We start from the raw sequence: 15,513 nt of genomic DNA on the forward strand, positions 1-15,513 counted from the left end.
GGCGCATTCCACCGTGAGCGAATAACCGTCGACATACAATCACGAATGTGAGATGGAACCTGCCCCGGCGATGGGCGTGCCTGATCCTCGGCGGCGCGCTGCTGATGCCGTACATGATGACCGGGGTTCTGACAGCGGGCCTGCTCCAGGGCCAGTCGGCCAATTTCCTGCTGCCCATCCAGCTCGGGGTGTTCGTGGCGGTGCTGCCGGTGGTGGCGGTGACCGGGCTGTTCCTGCCGGTGCGGGCGCTGGAGGTGAGCGCCGCCCAGGGGTTGCTCGGCGCGCACGTGGAGACGCCGCCCAGACAGGCGCGCCGGTCGTGGCAGGAACGGTGGCGCACAGCCGCCTGGTACACCCTTCACCTGGGCGTCGGCGGCCTGGTGAGCGGGTGCACGCTGGCCGGGATTCCGTTCACGGTCTTCACCTTCGCGGTGCCGTTCGTCGGCGGGCCCGAGCCCATGCTGGGGATCGTGGTCGAGCCGGGCTGGGCGGCGCTGCGCTGGCCGCCGATCGGGCTGGCCGTGCTGGGGGCGGTGGTGCTGTTCGCGGCCGGCGCGGGCGCGCTGCTGGCCCGGCTCGCCCCCGTGCTGCTCGGCCCCACCCCCGGCGAACGGCTGGCCGCGGCCGAGCGTCAGGCCCGTACGCTGGCCGAGCGCAACCGGCTGGCCCGCGAGCTGCACGACTCCGTCGGCCACGCGCTGAGCGTCGTCACCCTGCAGGCCGCCGCGGCCGGGCGGGTGCTCGACCGCGATCCGGAGACGGCCAGGACCGCTCTGGCGGCCATCGAGCAGTCGGCCCGCGCCGCCCTCGACGACCTCGACCACGTCCTCGGCGTCCTGCGCGACGGCGACCCCTCCCCTGAGGCCGGCCCGCCGCAGGCGACGCTGGCCGATCTCGGCGACCTGGCCGCCGCCTCCGGCGCCGAGGTGCGGCGCCAGGTGGGCGACCTGACCGTTGTGCCCGCCGTGGTCTCCAGGGAGGCCTACCGGATCGTGCAGGAGGCGCTGACCAACGCGCTCAAACACGGTCAGGGGCCGGTACGGCTGGCCGTCGCCGTGCGGGAGGACGACCTGAGACTGGAGATCACCAACGAGACCGGCGCGAACGACACACAGCCGGGCGACCGGGCGGGTGGCCGGGGGGTGACGGGCATGCGAGAGCGTGTTCGGCTCCTCCGCGGCGATCTGGAGGCGGGCCCGGTGGAGGGCGGCTGGCGCGTATGGGTACGCCTGCCGCTACGGTCGGGCTCATGACGCTAAAGGTCGTGATCGCCGACGACGAGGGCCTCATCCGGGCCGGTCTGCGCGTCATCATCGACGCCGAGCCCGGGCTGAGCGTGGTCGGTGAGGCCACCGACGGCGCCGAGGTGGTGCCCGTGGTGCGCCGGGAGCGGCCCGATGTGGTGCTGATGGACGTACGCATGCCCGCCGTGGACGGCATCCAGGCCACCCGGCGGCTGGTGGCCATGGACGAGCCGCCCAAGGTGCTGGTGGTCACCACGTTCGAGAACGACGACCACGTCTATGAGGCGCTGCGGGCGGGCGCCAGCGGGTTCCTGCTCAAGCGGACCAGGCCCGACGAGCTGGTCCACGCGATCAAACTGGTGGCGGCCGGGGAGTCGCTGCTGTTCCCAGCGGCGATCCGGACACTGGCCGGGCGCAGGTCGCCCGGCGCCCGGCCGTCAGAGATGCCCGGCATCGGCCGGCTGACGGGCCGCGAGGGCGACGTGCTGCGGCTGATGACCAGGGGGCTGTCCAACGGCGAGATCGCCACCGAACTGGTCGTCAGCCAGGAGACCGTCAAGACGCACGTCGGCAACGTGCTGACCAAGCTGGGCGCGCGGGACCGCACCCAGGCCGTGATCGCCGCCTACGAGTCGGGCTTCGTCTCACCTCGCTGATACACCCCGCCGTACGATCTGCGACACCGGCAACGTCGTGCTCTCGGCGACCGTCATGCCGGTGGCGGCCAGGTGCTCGTCCACCAGCCGCAACCCCACCGCATATCCCGCCATGTCGGGAATGCCGCGAGGCTCCTGCCCATACCGCGCCACGGTGGTGTCCCCCAGCACGTACGCGGACGTGAGGTGCATGCCCTCCAGATCGAAGTCGGCCATGATCTTCGCGTGGGCCCGGTCCAGTTCCGCGCCGGTGACCATCGACGACCACGGCCCCATGGCCTCGGCCCCCGACAGCTCCCGTACGAACGCCTCCGCCAGCCCCTCGGAGACCACATGCTCCCCCACAAAGGGACGCCAGGGCACGTTGGCGTACCGCGCCTGGTGGTGGAACTCGTGGACGGCGCAGTGCGCGATCCTGCCGATCGTCTCCTCCGTCGGCCAGCCGAGCAGGTACAGCAGACCGGGCGAACCTCCCATCCCGTAGTAGCCGCCCGTGACCTTCATCAGGTGCTCGTCGTCGGGATTTCCCAGCACGAACACCACCTGCAGCGAGCCGGGCAGCTTGAGACCGGCCAGCCGGTCGGCGGCCCGGTGCAGCTCCCGCTCGACCTGCCCCAGCACGTCCGCCTCGATCATGGCGCGGATCGCGGGCAGGTAACGCGGGTCCTCGGCGTCCACCCGGAAGCCGGGCCCCTGGTGATGGATGTCGACGATGTCGCCCGGCATCGGAATGGCCGGGCGGATGGGCGCGAGCAGCTCGCGCAGCAGGCCGGGACGCCGCTCCAGCGGCTGCTCCAGCAGCTCGGCCATGGACGTGAGCGTGTCGTGAACGATGAACTCCATGTCCACGGACGCTAGAACCTCACGCGACGTGAGACTCAAGCCGAAAACCGCGAAATCAGAGCGGCGAGCCATCTCCCGAGTCCTCACCCGGCGACGGCCCCGGCGTGACCTGCCCGCTCCTGCTCGGCGACGGCGTCTGGCTGGGCGACGGCTGCTGCGGCTCCGGCGTGGCCGGCGTCGGGGGCGCGGTCGGCTGGAAGTTCGTCGGCGGCAGTGGCCTGGGCAGCGGCTCCTCGTCCTCCCTGCCCATGATCAGCAGCAGCGCGATCACCGTACCGAGCAGCAACAGCACGGCCAGTGCCATGGCGGCCAGCAGCACCCGCCGGCGCGTCTCGGTGAGCGGCCGGCGCCCGATCGGCGCGCCCGGCAGGGCGGGCGCGCGGTCGGTCAGCCAGTACGGCACGAAGTCCGGGCCGTGCGCCTGCCCGATGAACGTGCCGCCGACCATCACCGGCTCCAGGAACCACTCGGCCCCCGGCCGGCCCGGCACGTACGGCACGGCCACCCAGGGCGCCGTGCCGGTCTCCATCGACAGCACCTCCGGCACGCCGTCCAGCACGGCGGCGCGCGTCCTGGAGGCCCGGCCGAGCCAGCCGCGCGCGGGCGCGGCCTCGCGCACCGCGGTCACGAACCGTTCGCGGGCGGCGGCGTCGAAGGCGGCGCCGCGGGTCAGGAGGCCCAGCGAGACGGCGCGCCCGTCCGGTCCCTGACCGAGGTAGACGAAACCGGCCGGCGCGGAGTGCAGGCGGGCCTGCACCACGAACGGCCCCAGCCGGGGCGGATCTCCGTACTGCAGCGGACTGGCCACGTTTGCCATGAAAGCACAGACCGGCACCGTGCACGTTTGCGGGACGTTTGGTGGAATGGCGTCATGAGCGTCGCCGAAGATGTGCCAGACGAAACCGATGCCGCTGTGCTGCGTCAGACCATTGACGAGGTCCGGCGGGTCATCGTCGGCCAGGATCACATGGTCGAGAGGTTGATCGTCGCCCTGCTGGCCCGCGGTCACTGCCTGCTGGAAGGAGTGCCGGGCGTCGCCAAGACCCTCGCCGCCGCCACCTTGGCCACCGTGGTGGGCGGCACGTTCGCCCGGATCCAGTTCACGCCCGACCTGGTGCCGAGCGACATCGTCGGCACCCGCGTCTTCCATCCGTCCAATGAGAAGTTCGACGTCGAACTGGGTCCGGTGTTCGTCAACTTCCTGCTCGCCGACGAGATCAACCGCGCCCCCGCCAAGGTCCAGTCGGCGCTGCTGGAGGTGATGGCCGAACGCCAGGTCACCCTGGCCGGGATCACGCACCCGCTGCCCAGGCCGTTCATCGTGCTGGCCACCCAGAACCCGATCGAGTCCGAAGGCGTCTATCCGCTGCCCGAGGTGCAGCGCGACCGGTTCCTGTTCCGCGTGCGGGTCCCGCACCCCAGCGCGCACGAGGAACTGGAGATCCTGCACCGCATGAGCGTCACCCCGCCGACGCCCGGCCGCGTGCTGGACCCCGACCGGCTGATGGCGCTGCAGGAGGCGGCCGAGCAGGTCTCGGTCCACCAGCTCGTCGCCGACTATGTCGTACGGCTGGTCATGTCCACCCGCTCGCCCGCCGAGTACGGGCTCGGCGAGCTGGCCGACACCATCGAGATCGGCGTCAGCCCGCGCGCCACGCTCGGCCTGGTCGCCGCCGGGCGCGCCCTGGCCCTGCTGCGCGGCCGCGACTACCTGCTGCCCGACGACGTACGCGACGTGGCCGTCGACGTGATGTCGCACCGGCTGATGCTCACCTTCGACGCGCTGGCCGACGGCGTCGATCCCGAACAGGTCGTCAGGCAGATCCTGCACGCCGTACCGCCGCCCCTCGTCGTGTGGAACCAGAATCGATGAGCGGCCGGTGAACACAGCCGAGCAGGCGCTGCGGCGCCTGGAACTGACGGTGACCCGGCGGCTGGACGGACTGCTGCACGGCGCCCATCTGGGGCTGCTGCCGGGGACTGGCAGCGAGGCCGGCGACAGCCGCCTCTACGTGCCCGGCGAGGACGACGTGCGGCGGATGGACTGGGCGGTCACCGCCCGCACGACCGTGCCGCACGTCCGCGACCTGATCGCGGACCGGGAGCTGGAGACGTGGGCGCTGGCCGACCTGTCGCCCAGCATGGACTTCGGCACCGCCGACACCGACAAGCGCGACCTGGTGGTGGCCGCGGTGGGCGCGATCGGGTTCCTGTCCAGCCGGATGGGCGACCGGTTCGGGGCGCTGGTGCTGCACGACGAGTTCGTGCACCGGATGCCGGCGCGCACCGGGCGGCCCGCGCTGTACGGGCTGCTGCACTCGCTGATGGACGCGCCGCGCGGGCAGGCTGTACCCGACGCGCCCGATTTGGCGGAGGGCATCGACGTGCTGACCGCCACCCGCAGGCGGCGCGGCATGCGGCTGATCGTGTCGGACTTCCTCGACGCCCGGCCCGAACTCGACCCCGACGCCGAGCGGCCGTGGGAGCGGCCGATCAGGCGGCTGTCGGCCCGCCACCAGGTGCTGGCGGTGGAGATCATCGACCCACGCGAACTCGAACTGCCCGATGTGGGCCGGGTCGCGTTCGCCGACCCCGAGAGCGGGCACGTACGCGAAGTGCACCTTTCCCCCAAAATACGCCGAAACTACGCCGAAGCGGCCGCGCTGCAACGCGAAGGCACCAAGGCCGCGCTGCGCCGCGCCGGAGTGGCGCACCTGGTGCTGCGGACCGACAGGGACTGGGTGTTCGACGTGGCGCAGTTCGTCCTGCGCCAGCGGCGCATGGCCCACCTCGCCCATCGGAGGGCACGTGCGTAGTCAGGCAGCCATCGAACAGGGCGACAATGGTGCTATGCCGATGAAGGAGGCATGGTGACCTTTCTGTCGCCGGCGTGGTTGTGGTTGTTCGCGGTGGTGGCGCTGGTCGTGGTCGGCTATGTGGCGGCGCAGTTCGCCAGGCGCCGCTATACCGTGCGCTTCACCAACCTCGCGCTGCTCGACCTGGTCGCGCCCGCGGGCCCCGGCTGGCGGCGGCACGTGGCGCCGCTGCTGTTCCTCGTCATGATGTCGTTCCTGGTCATCGGCGCGGCCAAACCGGCCGACCAGGTGAAGGTGCCGCGCGACCGCGCCACCATCATGATCGCGCTGGACGTGTCGCTGTCGATGGACGCCGACGACGTCCAGCCCAACAGGATCAGCGCCGCCAAGGCCGCCGCCCAGGCGTTCGCCAGGGAGCTGCCCGACCGGTTCAACGTCGGTGTGGTCTCCTTCGCCCGCTCGGCCAACGTGGTCATCGCTCCCACCACCGACCACCAGGCCGTCGTGACCGCGATCGGCAACCTGACCACCCGGCCGGGCACCGCGATCGGCGAGGCGGTCTTCAACTCGCTCGACTCCGTACGCTCCTTCGACCAGCAGGCCGCCACCGACCCGCCGCCGGCCGCGATCGTGCTGCTGTCCGACGGCGACAACACCTCGGGCAGAGGCGTCAACGAGGCCATCGACGCCGCCCAGCAGGCGCGCGTGCCGGTCTCCACGATCGCGTACGGCACGCAGGAGGGCACGGTCTCCATCGACGGCCGGCCGGTGAACGTGCCGGTCAACAAGCAGACCCTGCAGTCGCTGTCCGACGGCACCAGCGGCCGGGCCTACACGGCGGAGTCGGGCAGCGAGCTGCGTGACGTCTACGAGCAGATCGGCACCTCGCTCGGCTTCAAGCTGGTGAACCAGGAGGTCACCCAGTGGTTCATCGTGGCCGCCATCGTGGCCGGGCTGCTGGTGGCGGGTGCCGCGGTCCTGTTCGGTGCCCGGATCCCGTAACGTTTTGCCACGTGGCCCACTACTTCTCCGAGCAGCCGCGGACCGCGAGCAGGCCGGGCTCCGTCGACCTGGTGCTGCCCGACCTGCACCTGCGGCTGGAGACCGACCGGGGGGTGTTCTCCCCTGAGCGGGTCGATCTCGGCACCCGCGTGTTGCTGGAGAGCGTTCCGCCGCCGCCGCAGGAGGGCGACCTGCTCGACCTGGGCTGCGGCTACGGCCCGATCGCGCTGACCCTGGCCTCGCGGGCGCCCGAAGCCACCGTCTGGGCCGTCGACGTGAACCGGCGCAGCGTGGAGCTCACCGCGCGCAACGCGCAGGCCGCCCGCCTTGACAAAGTAAGGTCGCTGCATGTCGACGAGGTACCCGAAGACGTGAAATTTCGGGCTATCTGGTCTAATCCCGCTATCCGCATTGGCAAGCCCGCCCTGCACGAGATGCTCACCCGCTGGCTGTCCCGGCTGACGCCCGACGGCGTCGCCTACCTGGTCGTGCAGAAGCACCTCGGCTCCGACTCGCTGCAGCGCTGGCTCGGCGAGCAGGGCTGGCAGGCCACCCGCGCGGCCTCCCGCGCCGCCTACCGAATCCTGAAGGTAACCCGATGAGAAGGCAGCTGCGCCCCACCGACGTCAAGCGGCTCAACCGCACCTGGCGCAGGAACACCTCGAACCGGCTGTCGCTGATCCTTGAGTCGGTCACCGGCCCGTTCAACGTCGGCTCGATCTTCCGCAGCGCCGCCGCGTTCGGCGTCGACCAGATCTGGCTGGCGGGCAACGCCACCCCGCCGACCAACCCCAAGGCGGGCAAGACGGCGCTCGGCACCGAGCGGCTGGTCACCTGGCACGAGCCGGTGCCCGCCGTCGACGCCGTGAAGGCCGCCCGCGAGGACGGCTACACCGTGCTGGCCATCGAGCTGACCGGTGAGGCCAAGCCCCTGCACCGGGCCGACCTGGCCCGTGACGTGTGCCTGGTGGTGGGCAGCGAGGACCACGGCTGCTCGCCCGCCCTGCTCGACTCCGTCGACGGGGTCTGCTACATCCCGCAGGTCGGGCGGGTCGGCTCGTTCAACGTCTCGGTGGCCGCCGCCATCGCGCTGGCCGAGGCCCGGCGCCAGGAATGGCAGAATCTCGCTGATTCGTAACCTTATTGTTCATTCACGGAAGGCATACTTCAGGACGTGCTCAGCCGTCGCTTCGCGTTTCTCGATCATCCGGGTCCGCTGGCCTTCGCGCACCGCGGAGGCGCCGCCGAGGGCGCTGAAAACTCCGCCGCCGCCTTCGAGCAGGCCGTGCGACTGGGCTATCGCTACCTGGAGACCGACGCGCACGCCACCGCCGACGGAGTGTTGCTCGCCTTCCACGACCACACGCTCGACCGGGTCACCGATCGGCGCGGCCGCATCTCGGAGCTGCCCTACAGCGCGGTCAGGCAGGCGCGCATCGACGGCGTGCACGAGATCCCGCTGCTGGAGGACCTGCTCGGCAGCTGGCCGGAGATCCGCTTCAACATCGACGTGAAGGAGACCGCCGCGATCGCGCCGCTCGCCGAGGCGGTCCGGCGCACGGCGGCCCACGACCGGATCTGCCTGACCTCCTTCTCCGACGAGCGCCTGGTGCTGGCCAGGGCCGCGCTCGGCGGGGAGGTCTGCTCGGCGCTCGGCCCGCGCGGCGTCGCCGCGCTGCGCGCCGCCGCGGCCACCTCCGGCTACGGCCGGCTGCTGGCCCGGCTGAACCGCGCGGGTGTGCCCTGCGCGCAGGTGCCGGTGGGCTTCCGCGGCCTGAAGGTCACCACCCACCGCCTCATCCGTACGGCGCACGCCATCGGCATGCAGGTGCACGTGTGGACGATCAACGACCCCGTCCGCATGGAACACCTGCTCGATCTCGGCGTCGACGGCATCATGACCGACAACGTCACCGGCCTTCGCGACGTGCTGGAGCGTCGCGGCCTGTGGCATCCCGGCCGCATGGCCGCATAGGAGCGACACGACACATGCCCGTACCCGCACCCCCCGCGGCTCCCGACGACACCGCCGACTCCCCCGCAGCGCGCAGGCGCGAACAGCGCGGCTGGTACATCTACGACTGGGCCAACTCCGCCTTCTACACCACGATCATCTCGGTCTTCCTCAGCCCGTACCTCATCTCGGTCGCCAAGACCGCGGCCTGCGCCAAGGACTTCCCCTCGGTCGCGGCCGCCACCTGCTCGGCCGACTTCGACAAGCTGGCCGAGGCCCAGCCCGGCCTTGGCTACGTCGACGTGCTCGGCGCCGACATCAGGCCGGCCGCGTTCTTCGGGCTGATGCTGACCGTGTCGGTGCTGCTGCAGATCGTCTGCCTGCCGATCGTGGGCGCGCTGGCCGACCACACCGGCCGCAAGAAGGAGATGCTCGCCACCTTCGCCTACTTGGGCGCGCTGGCCACCGCGGGCCTGTACTTCCTCGAGGGCGACCGCTACGTGCTGGGCGGGGTGCTGTTCATCCTGGCCAACCTGGCCTACGGCTCGTCCGTCGTGGTCTACGACTCCTTCCTGCCGCAGATCTCCACCGCCGAGGAACGCGACCGCGTCTCCTCCCGCGGCTGGGCGATCGGCTATCTGGGCGGCGGCCTGCTGCTGGCGCTCAACCTGGTGCTCTATCTCAACCACGAGGGCCTCGGGCTGACCGAGGGCATGTCGGTGCGGATCAGCATGACCTCGGCCGGCCTGTGGTGGGCCATCTTCACGATCGTCCCGCTCCTCCGGCTGCGCAACCGGCCGGTCCCGGCCCATGAGAGCACGGCGCTGCGCTCGGTCGGCGGCAGCTTCAAGCAACTCGGCCGGACGCTCAGCGAGCTGCGGCGCTATCCGCTGACGCTGTTGTTCCTGGTGGCCTACCTCGTCTACAACGACGGCGTGCAGACCGTCATCGGCAACAGTTCGGCCTTCGCCTCCGAGGCGCTCAAGCTGAGCAAGGAGACGCAGATCAGCGCCATCCTCATGGTGCAGTTCGTGGCGTTCTTCGGGGCGCTGCTGATGGGCCTGCTGGCCCGCCGGTTCGGCACCAAGAACACGGTGCTGGGCAGCCTGGTCGTGTGGACGGTGATCGTGATCATCGCGTACTTCCTGCAGGAGAAGGAAGCCCTGCAGTTCTACCTGCTGGCCTTCGCCATCTCGATCGTGCTGGGCGGCACCCAGGCGCTGTCGCGCTCGCTGTTCTCGCTGGTGATCCCGAAGGGGCGGGAGGCCGAATACTTCAGCCTGCTGCAGATCAGCGACAAGGGGTCGGCGTTCATCGGCGCACTGACCGTGACGATCGCGGTCCAGCTCACCAACAGCTACCGGATGGCCATCATCTCGATGGTCGTCTTCTTCATCGTGGGGTTCGTCCTGCTGGCCATGGTCAACCTGCCCAAGGCCATCCGCGACGCGGGCAACGAGGTGCCGGCGCGGATCTGACCCCCAGGATCGTCACGCCTCGGCGGCGAGGACCATCGTGCCCGGACCCTGGGCGGCGCCGGGGCCGCGGACGACCAGCACGCTCTCCGCGTCGGCCGCGCCGCCGCAGTGCGGGCACGTCACCACCGGCGTGAACCGCTCGCCGCAGGAGTGCACCAGCAGCGCGGGCGGCCCGCCGGGCGGGGTCGCCCAGCGGGCCCCCCAGGCCATCAGCGTGAACAGCGCGGGCACGATGTCGCGGCCCGCCTCGGTCAGCACGTACTCGAAGCGCACCGGCCGCTCCTGGTAGGGCCGCCGCTCCACCACTCCCGCCGCCACCAGGTGCTCCAGCCGCCGGGTCAGCAGGTTGCGCGAGATGCCCAGATCCTGCGCGAGGTCGTCGAACCTGCGCACCCCCAGGAACAGATCCCGCAAGATCAGCGGCGTCCACGGCTCGCCGACCACGCCGACGGCCTGGGCGATGGAGCAGTGCATGTCCCCGAACCTGTTCACGACCCCGGCGGGCTTCCACGGGCACGAGCAGGTGCGCGAGCTGTTCACCGCGGCCATGGGCGCCCTGAGCGGCCTGCGCTACCACACGGACGTGGGCGACGAGCGGACGCGCATGCTCGCCGCCACCGCCCGCCTCGGCCGCCAGGAGATCGAGGAGTCGGTGCTGCTGCACCTCGACGAGCGGAGCCTGATCAAGGAGCTCACCATGTGGATCCGGCCACTGCCGGGCCTGACCGCCATGATGGCCGCCCTCGGTCCCGCCCTGGCCAGAGCGACGGGCAGGCGGGGCCTGCCGCTACTGGTCGGCGCGGCCACCAGGCCGCTGGCCGCGATGACCCGCCTCGGCGACCGCACCCTGGTTCCCCTGCTCACCGAACGAGAGCACCGCTCTTGACATCGTCGCTCCAAAGAGAGAGCATTGCTCACAGAACAGAGCAATGCACCTTTCCCCTTGGAGTGACCATGAACACCCGGCTGACCTCTGCGGCCTTCGCCGCCAGTGGCGTGCTGTTCCTCATCTACCCGGCCGTGCGGCCGTCCGGCGACGACGCGGCCGCCATGGCGTCGGGCGCGTGGGTGGCCGGCCATCTGGCGGCCATGATCGGCTTCATCCTCGCCGGCCTGGCCGTCCTGGGCCTGCACCAGGTGCTGGGTGACCGGCTGTCGCTGCGGGCGGCGGTGGTGACGTGGATCGGCGCGGGCCTCACCCTGCCCTACTACGGCGCCGAGGACTTCGGGCTGAACGTCATCGCCCACCGGTCGCTGCGCGACAACGCGCCGGCGCTGATGGAGCTGGCCCAGGAGTTCCGGTACGGGCCGGTCGCGGTGACCATGTTCGCCTCCGGGCTCGCGCTGCTGGGCGTGGGGACGGTCATGGCGGCGGTCGCCGTATGGCGGTCCGGAGTGCTGGCCCGGTGGAGCGCGGTGCCGTTCGGAGTGGGGTTCGCGCTGTTCATCCCGCAGTTCTTCGGGCCGTACTCGCTGCGGATCGCGCACGGCGCGCTGATCGCCGTCGGCGGCCTCCTGCTGGCCGCCGAGCTGTGGCGCGCTAGGCGGGCAGCAGCAGGGCCGGGTGGCCGATGACGCGTTCGATCACCACCCCGGCCGCGCCGAGCACCGCGGCGTTCCCCGCCAGCTCCGACACCACCACCGGCGGCACCTCGGTACGCAGCGAGCCGCCCCCCTCCGCCAGCGCGGCCTCGACGGCCGGGCGGATCCAGGGCGCCAGCGGCGAGAAGATGCCGCCGAGCACGATCGCGCCGGGGTCGACCAGGTTGACGGCCGAGGCCAGGGTGGCGCCGAGCGCCCGGCCCGCCGCCTCGAGCGCGGCCAGCGCCCGCGGGTCCGAGCGTTCCAGCAGGGCGATGAGCGCCTTGATCGGGCCGTCCGGTTTGGCGGCCGTGGTCGCCGTGACGGCGGGCAGTCCGGCGGCGCGCAAGATGGCGTCCTGACCGGCGGTCTGCTCCAGGCAGCCGCGCCCGCCGCAGGTGCACGGCGCGCCACCCGGATCCACGATGAGATGGCCGAGTTCGCCGGCGAACCCGTGCGTGCCGCGCAGCACCTGACCGTCCATGACGATGCCGGCCCCGATCCCGATCTCCCCCGAGACGTGGATGAAGCCGCCGTGCCGCGCGCCGTCGCCGAACCACAGCTCGGCCAGCGCGGCCAGGTTGGCCTCGTTGTCGTGGGCCGCGGGGATCGGGAGGTCGGGCAGGGCGTCGCGGAGCAGGGTGCTGACCGGGACGTCGGTCCAGCCGAGGTTCGGGGCGCGGCGGACCAGGCCGTTCTCCCGGTCGAGCAGGCCGGGGACGGCGACCATCGCGCCCGCCACGTTCAGGCCCTGCCCGGCGGCCGCGGCGACGGCCTCGGCGGCCAGCCGCCCCAGTGAGGCGATCACCGACTCGGGCGGCCGGCCCCGGTTGTCGAAGGTCACGAGCTGGTGGTAGCGCGTACGCCGGCCCAGGTCCAGCACGCACGCGGCGAGGTAGTCGACGTTGATCTCCAGCCCGAGCGCGGCGGCGCCGTCGCCGTTGACCGAGACAGCGATCCCGGGCCGGCCGCGCTCGCCGTCCTGCACCAGCGCGCCGTCCTGGACCAGCCCGGCGCCTTCGAGCACCGCGAGCAGGTTGGAGACGGTGGTCTTGGTGAACCCGGTGTGCTCGGCGAGCCGGGCGCGGGTGACCGGCTGGCAGCGCACGACCTGCTCCAGCACGACGGCGAGGTTGCGCTCGCGCATGGTGGCGTGCCTGAGCGGCCCTTCCCTGGATTTTGTCACGATCTAAGACTAATGGGTCTTCCTGGCGATTCGCCGGTCTGTTACGCTATTTAATCCATACAGTTTACTAATATGGAGTCCGGGTGACAGAGGCACTGGTGGCCGGGGTCGACTCCTCGACTCAGTCGACCAAGATCGTGCTGTGCCGGGCCGGTGACGGCACGGTGGTCGACGAGTTCGCGGCCCCGCATCCCGACGGCACGGAGTGCCATCCCAGCCATTGGGAGAGCGCGCTCGACAAGGGGCGGCACCTGCTGGAGCGGGCCGCCGCGGTCGCGGTGGCGGCCCAGCAGCACGGCATGGTCGCGCTCGACGGCGCCGGCGAGGTCGTACGGCCCGCCCTGCTGTGGAACGACACGCGGTCGGCGCCGCAAGCCGCGCGGCTGACCGGCGAGCTGGGCGGTCCCGCCCGGTGGGCCGAGCTGACCGGCAGCGTGCCCGTGGCCTCGTTCACGGTCACCAAGCTGCGCTGGATGGCCGAGCACGAGCCGGAGCTCGCCGCCCGCACCGAGGCGGTGCTGCTCCCCCACGACTGGCTGACCTGGCGGCTGGGCGAGCGCCGCGAGCGGACGACCGACCGGGGAGACGCCTCGGGCACCGGATACTGGTCCCCGGCGACGGGGGCGTACCTGCCCGAGTTCGTGTCGGCCGCGATCGGGCACGAGATCGAGCTGCCGCGCGTGGCCGCGCCGAACGAGATCGTCGGACAGCTGCCGGGCGGCGCCGCGATCGGGCCGGGCACCGGCGACAACATGGGCGCGGCGCTCGGGCTCGGGTTGCTCCCCGGCGACGTCGCGGTGTCCATCGGGACCTCGGGCACGGTGTTCGCGGTGAGCGAGGTGCCCGCCGCCGACCCGTCGGGGATGGTCGCCGGGTTCGCGGACGCGACCGGCCGGTTCATGCCGCTGCTGGCCACGCTCAACGCGGCCAGGATCCTGTCCTCGGCGGCGTCGATGATCGGCTGCTCGCTGGCGGAGCTGTCGGAGCTCGCGCTGGCCGCCGCGCCGGGCGCCGGCGGGCTCACGCTGCTGCCCTACCTGGACGGCGAGCGCACCCCGAACCGGCCGGACGCCTCGGGCACGCTCAGCGGCCTCACCACGCGCAACGCCACCCGCGAGAACCTCGCGCGCGCGGCGGTCGAGGCGCTGCTGTCCTCCCTGGCCGACGCCATCGACCACCTGGCCGGGCAGGGGGTACGGCCGCGCCGCGTGCTGCTCATCGGCGGCGGCGCCAAGTCCGAGGCGGTGCGCCGCATCGCCCCCCAGATCTTCGGCATGCCGGTCGCCGTCCCCGCGCCCGCCGAATACGTGGCGCTCGGCGCGGCCCGCCAGGCCGCCTGGGCGCTGGCCGGCACGCCCGCACCGCCCGTCTGGTCGGCCCAGCCGGTCCAGGAGTACGACGGGCCCCCCACTCCCCACGTCCGCGACCAGTACGCCGAGCTACGCGATCGTACGGCCGGCTGGCAGCACCCCCGAGAGGAACAGTCATGAGCGAAGACCTGTACACGCCCACCCGCGAGGACCGTTTCTCCTTCGGCATCTGGACCGTCGGATGGCAGGGCGTCGACGTGTTCGGCCCGGCCACCAGGGCGCCCATGCCCGCCGAGCGGGCCGTGCACAAGCTCGCCGAGATCGGCGCGTACGGGGTGAACTTCCACGACAACGACGTCTTCGACTTCGACGGCCACGACCGGGACGAGCGGGTCGGCGCCTTCCGCAAGGCGCTGGAGGAGACCGGCCTGGTGGTCACCACGGCGACCACCAACCTGTTCTCGCACCCCATCTTCAAGGACGGCGCCTTCACCTCCAACGACCGCGACGTGCGCCGGTTCGCGCTGCGCAAGGTGATGGACAACATCGACCTGGCCGCCGAGCTGGGCGCGCAGGTATACGTCTGCTGGGGCGGCAGGGAGGGCGCGGAGTCCGGCGCGGCCAAGGACGTCAAGGCCGCGCTCGACCGCTACAAGGAAGCCTTCGACGTGCTCGGCGCGTACGTGCTGGACCACGGCTACGACCTCAGGTTCGCGATCGAGCCCAAGCCCAACGAGCCGAGGGGCGACATCCTGCTGCCCACCATCGGCCACGCGCTGGCGTTCATCAACGAGCTGGAGCACGCGGAGCTGGTCGGGCTCAACCCCGAGGTGGGCCACGAGGAGATGGCCGGGCTCAACTACGCGCACGGCATCGCGCAGGCGCTGTGGCACGGCAAGCTGTTCCACATCGACCTGAACGGGCAGAACGGCCCGCGCTACGACCAGGACTTCCGCTTCGGCGCCGGCAACGCCCGGGGCGCCTTCTGGACCGTCGACGTCCTGGAGTCCAACGGCTTCTCCGGCCCCATCCACTTCGACTTCAAGCCGCCGCGCACCGAGGACGACGAGGGCGTGTGGGTGTCGGCGGCCGCGTGCATGCGCAACTACCTGATCCTGCGGGAGAAGGTGCGGGCCTTCCGCGCCGACCCCGAGGTCCAGGAGGCGCTGCGGGCCGCGCGGCTCGACGAGCTGTCGGTGCCGACGCTCGCCGCCGGGGAGAGCTGGCGCGACGTGCGCTCGTTCACCCCCGACATCGACACGCTCGCCGCCCGCGGCGCCGCGTTCGAACACCTCGACCAGCTGGCCATCGAGCACCTGTACGGCGTGCGCTAGCTCGCTCTCCCCCGGTGGGCGCGGTGCGCTCGCCGGGGGCCATGCGCTTCAGGGGGCGCGCGGAGGCCGTCTTGCGGTCGGGCCGATTCGCGAATCGTCCTGGGAATGA

The 15,513-nt window shown here is 71.8% G+C and carries 17 protein-coding genes; 13 read left to right on the top strand and 4 right to left on the bottom strand.

Going from position 1 to position 15,513, the window contains the following annotated elements; translation table 11 throughout:
• The first annotated feature begins 47 nt into the window (after positions 1–47).
• Together AB0F17_RS19640 and AB0F17_RS19645 are read left to right on the top strand one after the other, a co-directional pair.
• The gene (locus AB0F17_RS19640) at positions 48–1,253 is read left to right on the top strand and encodes a histidine kinase (RefSeq protein ID WP_358024664.1); all 1,206 of its coding nucleotides are present in this window, start codon (positions 48–50) and stop codon (positions 1,251–1,253) included.
• A complete protein-coding gene (locus AB0F17_RS19645; RefSeq protein WP_358024667.1) occupies positions 1,250–1,900 on the top strand; it encodes a response regulator transcription factor in 651 nt (216 codons plus the stop codon). The genes AB0F17_RS19640 and AB0F17_RS19645 overlap by 4 nt, the downstream gene beginning before the upstream one ends.
• On the opposite strand, the gene AB0F17_RS19650 is transcribed toward AB0F17_RS19645, so the two are convergent.
• Positions 1,889–2,743 carry a DUF2268 domain-containing putative Zn-dependent protease gene (locus tag AB0F17_RS19650; protein WP_358024671.1) on the bottom strand — a complete coding sequence of 285 codons (855 nt, stop codon included), beginning with the start codon at positions 2,741–2,743 and terminating at the stop codon, positions 1,889–1,891. The genes AB0F17_RS19645 and AB0F17_RS19650 overlap by 12 nt on opposite strands.
• A 55-nt stretch (positions 2,744–2,798) precedes the next feature.
• A complete protein-coding gene (locus AB0F17_RS19655) occupies positions 2,799–3,560 on the bottom strand; it encodes a hypothetical protein (protein WP_358024674.1) in 762 nt (253 codons plus the stop codon).
• 54 nt (positions 3,561–3,614) lie between these two features.
• Between AB0F17_RS19655 and AB0F17_RS19660 the strand changes: the two genes are divergently transcribed.
• Genes AB0F17_RS19660 through AB0F17_RS19690 form a run of 7 tightly spaced genes read left to right on the top strand, consistent with a single transcriptional unit; the run spans position 3,615 to position 9,993 of the window.
• Positions 3,615–4,616 carry a MoxR family ATPase gene (locus AB0F17_RS19660; protein ID WP_358024677.1) on the top strand — a complete coding sequence of 334 codons (1,002 nt, stop codon included), beginning with the start codon at positions 3,615–3,617 and terminating at the stop codon, positions 4,614–4,616.
• 7 nt (positions 4,617–4,623) lie between these two features.
• Positions 4,624–5,559 carry a DUF58 domain-containing protein gene (locus AB0F17_RS19665; protein WP_358024680.1) on the top strand — a complete coding sequence of 312 codons (936 nt, stop codon included), beginning with the start codon at positions 4,624–4,626 and terminating at the stop codon, positions 5,557–5,559.
• Between the two features lie 54 nt (positions 5,560–5,613).
• The gene (locus tag AB0F17_RS19670; RefSeq protein ID WP_358024962.1) at positions 5,614–6,561 is read left to right on the top strand and encodes a VWA domain-containing protein; all 948 of its coding nucleotides are present in this window, start codon (positions 5,614–5,616) and stop codon (positions 6,559–6,561) included.
• 11 nt (positions 6,562–6,572) lie between these two features.
• Positions 6,573–7,163, top strand: coding sequence for a methyltransferase (locus tag AB0F17_RS19675; protein WP_358024683.1), 591 nt, complete (start codon positions 6,573–6,575; stop codon positions 7,161–7,163).
• Positions 7,160–7,699, top strand: coding sequence for a TrmH family RNA methyltransferase (locus tag AB0F17_RS19680; RefSeq protein ID WP_358024687.1), 540 nt, complete (start codon positions 7,160–7,162; stop codon positions 7,697–7,699). The genes AB0F17_RS19675 and AB0F17_RS19680 overlap by 4 nt, the downstream gene beginning before the upstream one ends.
• A gap of 36 nt (positions 7,700–7,735) precedes the next feature.
• Complete coding sequence (locus AB0F17_RS19685; RefSeq protein ID WP_358024690.1) at positions 7,736–8,536, top strand: glycerophosphodiester phosphodiesterase family protein; 801 nt, start codon at positions 7,736–7,738, stop codon at positions 8,534–8,536.
• Between the two features lie 14 nt (positions 8,537–8,550).
• A complete protein-coding gene (locus tag AB0F17_RS19690) occupies positions 8,551–9,993 on the top strand; it encodes an MFS transporter (protein WP_358024692.1) in 1,443 nt (480 codons plus the stop codon).
• 12 nt (positions 9,994–10,005) lie between these two features.
• Here AB0F17_RS19690 and AB0F17_RS19695 read toward each other — a convergent pair whose 3' ends face one another.
• Positions 10,006–10,467 (bottom strand): helix-turn-helix domain-containing protein, encoded by a 462-nt coding sequence (locus tag AB0F17_RS19695; RefSeq protein ID WP_358024695.1) that lies wholly within the window; start codon positions 10,465–10,467, stop codon positions 10,006–10,008.
• Here AB0F17_RS19695 and AB0F17_RS19700 point away from each other — a divergent pair.
• The gene (locus AB0F17_RS19700) at positions 10,466–10,879 is read left to right on the top strand and encodes a hypothetical protein (RefSeq protein ID WP_358024698.1); all 414 of its coding nucleotides are present in this window, start codon (positions 10,466–10,468) and stop codon (positions 10,877–10,879) included. The genes AB0F17_RS19695 and AB0F17_RS19700 overlap by 2 nt on opposite strands.
• A 68-nt stretch (positions 10,880–10,947) precedes the next feature.
• The gene (locus AB0F17_RS19705; RefSeq protein WP_358024701.1) at positions 10,948–11,568 is read left to right on the top strand and encodes a hypothetical protein; all 621 of its coding nucleotides are present in this window, start codon (positions 10,948–10,950) and stop codon (positions 11,566–11,568) included.
• On the opposite strand, the gene AB0F17_RS19710 is transcribed toward AB0F17_RS19705, so the two are convergent.
• On the bottom strand, positions 11,534–12,760 hold the full coding sequence (locus AB0F17_RS19710; protein WP_358024705.1) for an ROK family transcriptional regulator: 1,227 nt from the start codon (positions 12,758–12,760) through the stop codon (positions 11,534–11,536). The two genes, AB0F17_RS19705 and AB0F17_RS19710, sit on opposite strands and share 35 nt — an antisense overlap.
• An 83-nt stretch (positions 12,761–12,843) precedes the next feature.
• Between AB0F17_RS19710 and xylB the strand changes: the two genes are divergently transcribed.
• The gene (gene xylB, locus AB0F17_RS19715) at positions 12,844–14,250 is read left to right on the top strand and encodes a xylulokinase (RefSeq protein WP_358024707.1); all 1,407 of its coding nucleotides are present in this window, start codon (positions 12,844–12,846) and stop codon (positions 14,248–14,250) included.
• The gene (xylA, locus tag AB0F17_RS19720; protein ID WP_358024710.1) at positions 14,247–15,404 is read left to right on the top strand and encodes a xylose isomerase; all 1,158 of its coding nucleotides are present in this window, start codon (positions 14,247–14,249) and stop codon (positions 15,402–15,404) included. The genes xylB and xylA overlap by 4 nt, the downstream gene beginning before the upstream one ends.
• The last annotated feature ends 109 nt before the right edge of the window (positions 15,405–15,513 follow it).

The organism is Nonomuraea sp. NPDC026600, assembly GCF_040638335.1.
In the GTDB taxonomy this organism is placed as follows: domain Bacteria; phylum Actinomycetota; class Actinomycetes; order Streptosporangiales; family Streptosporangiaceae; genus Nonomuraea.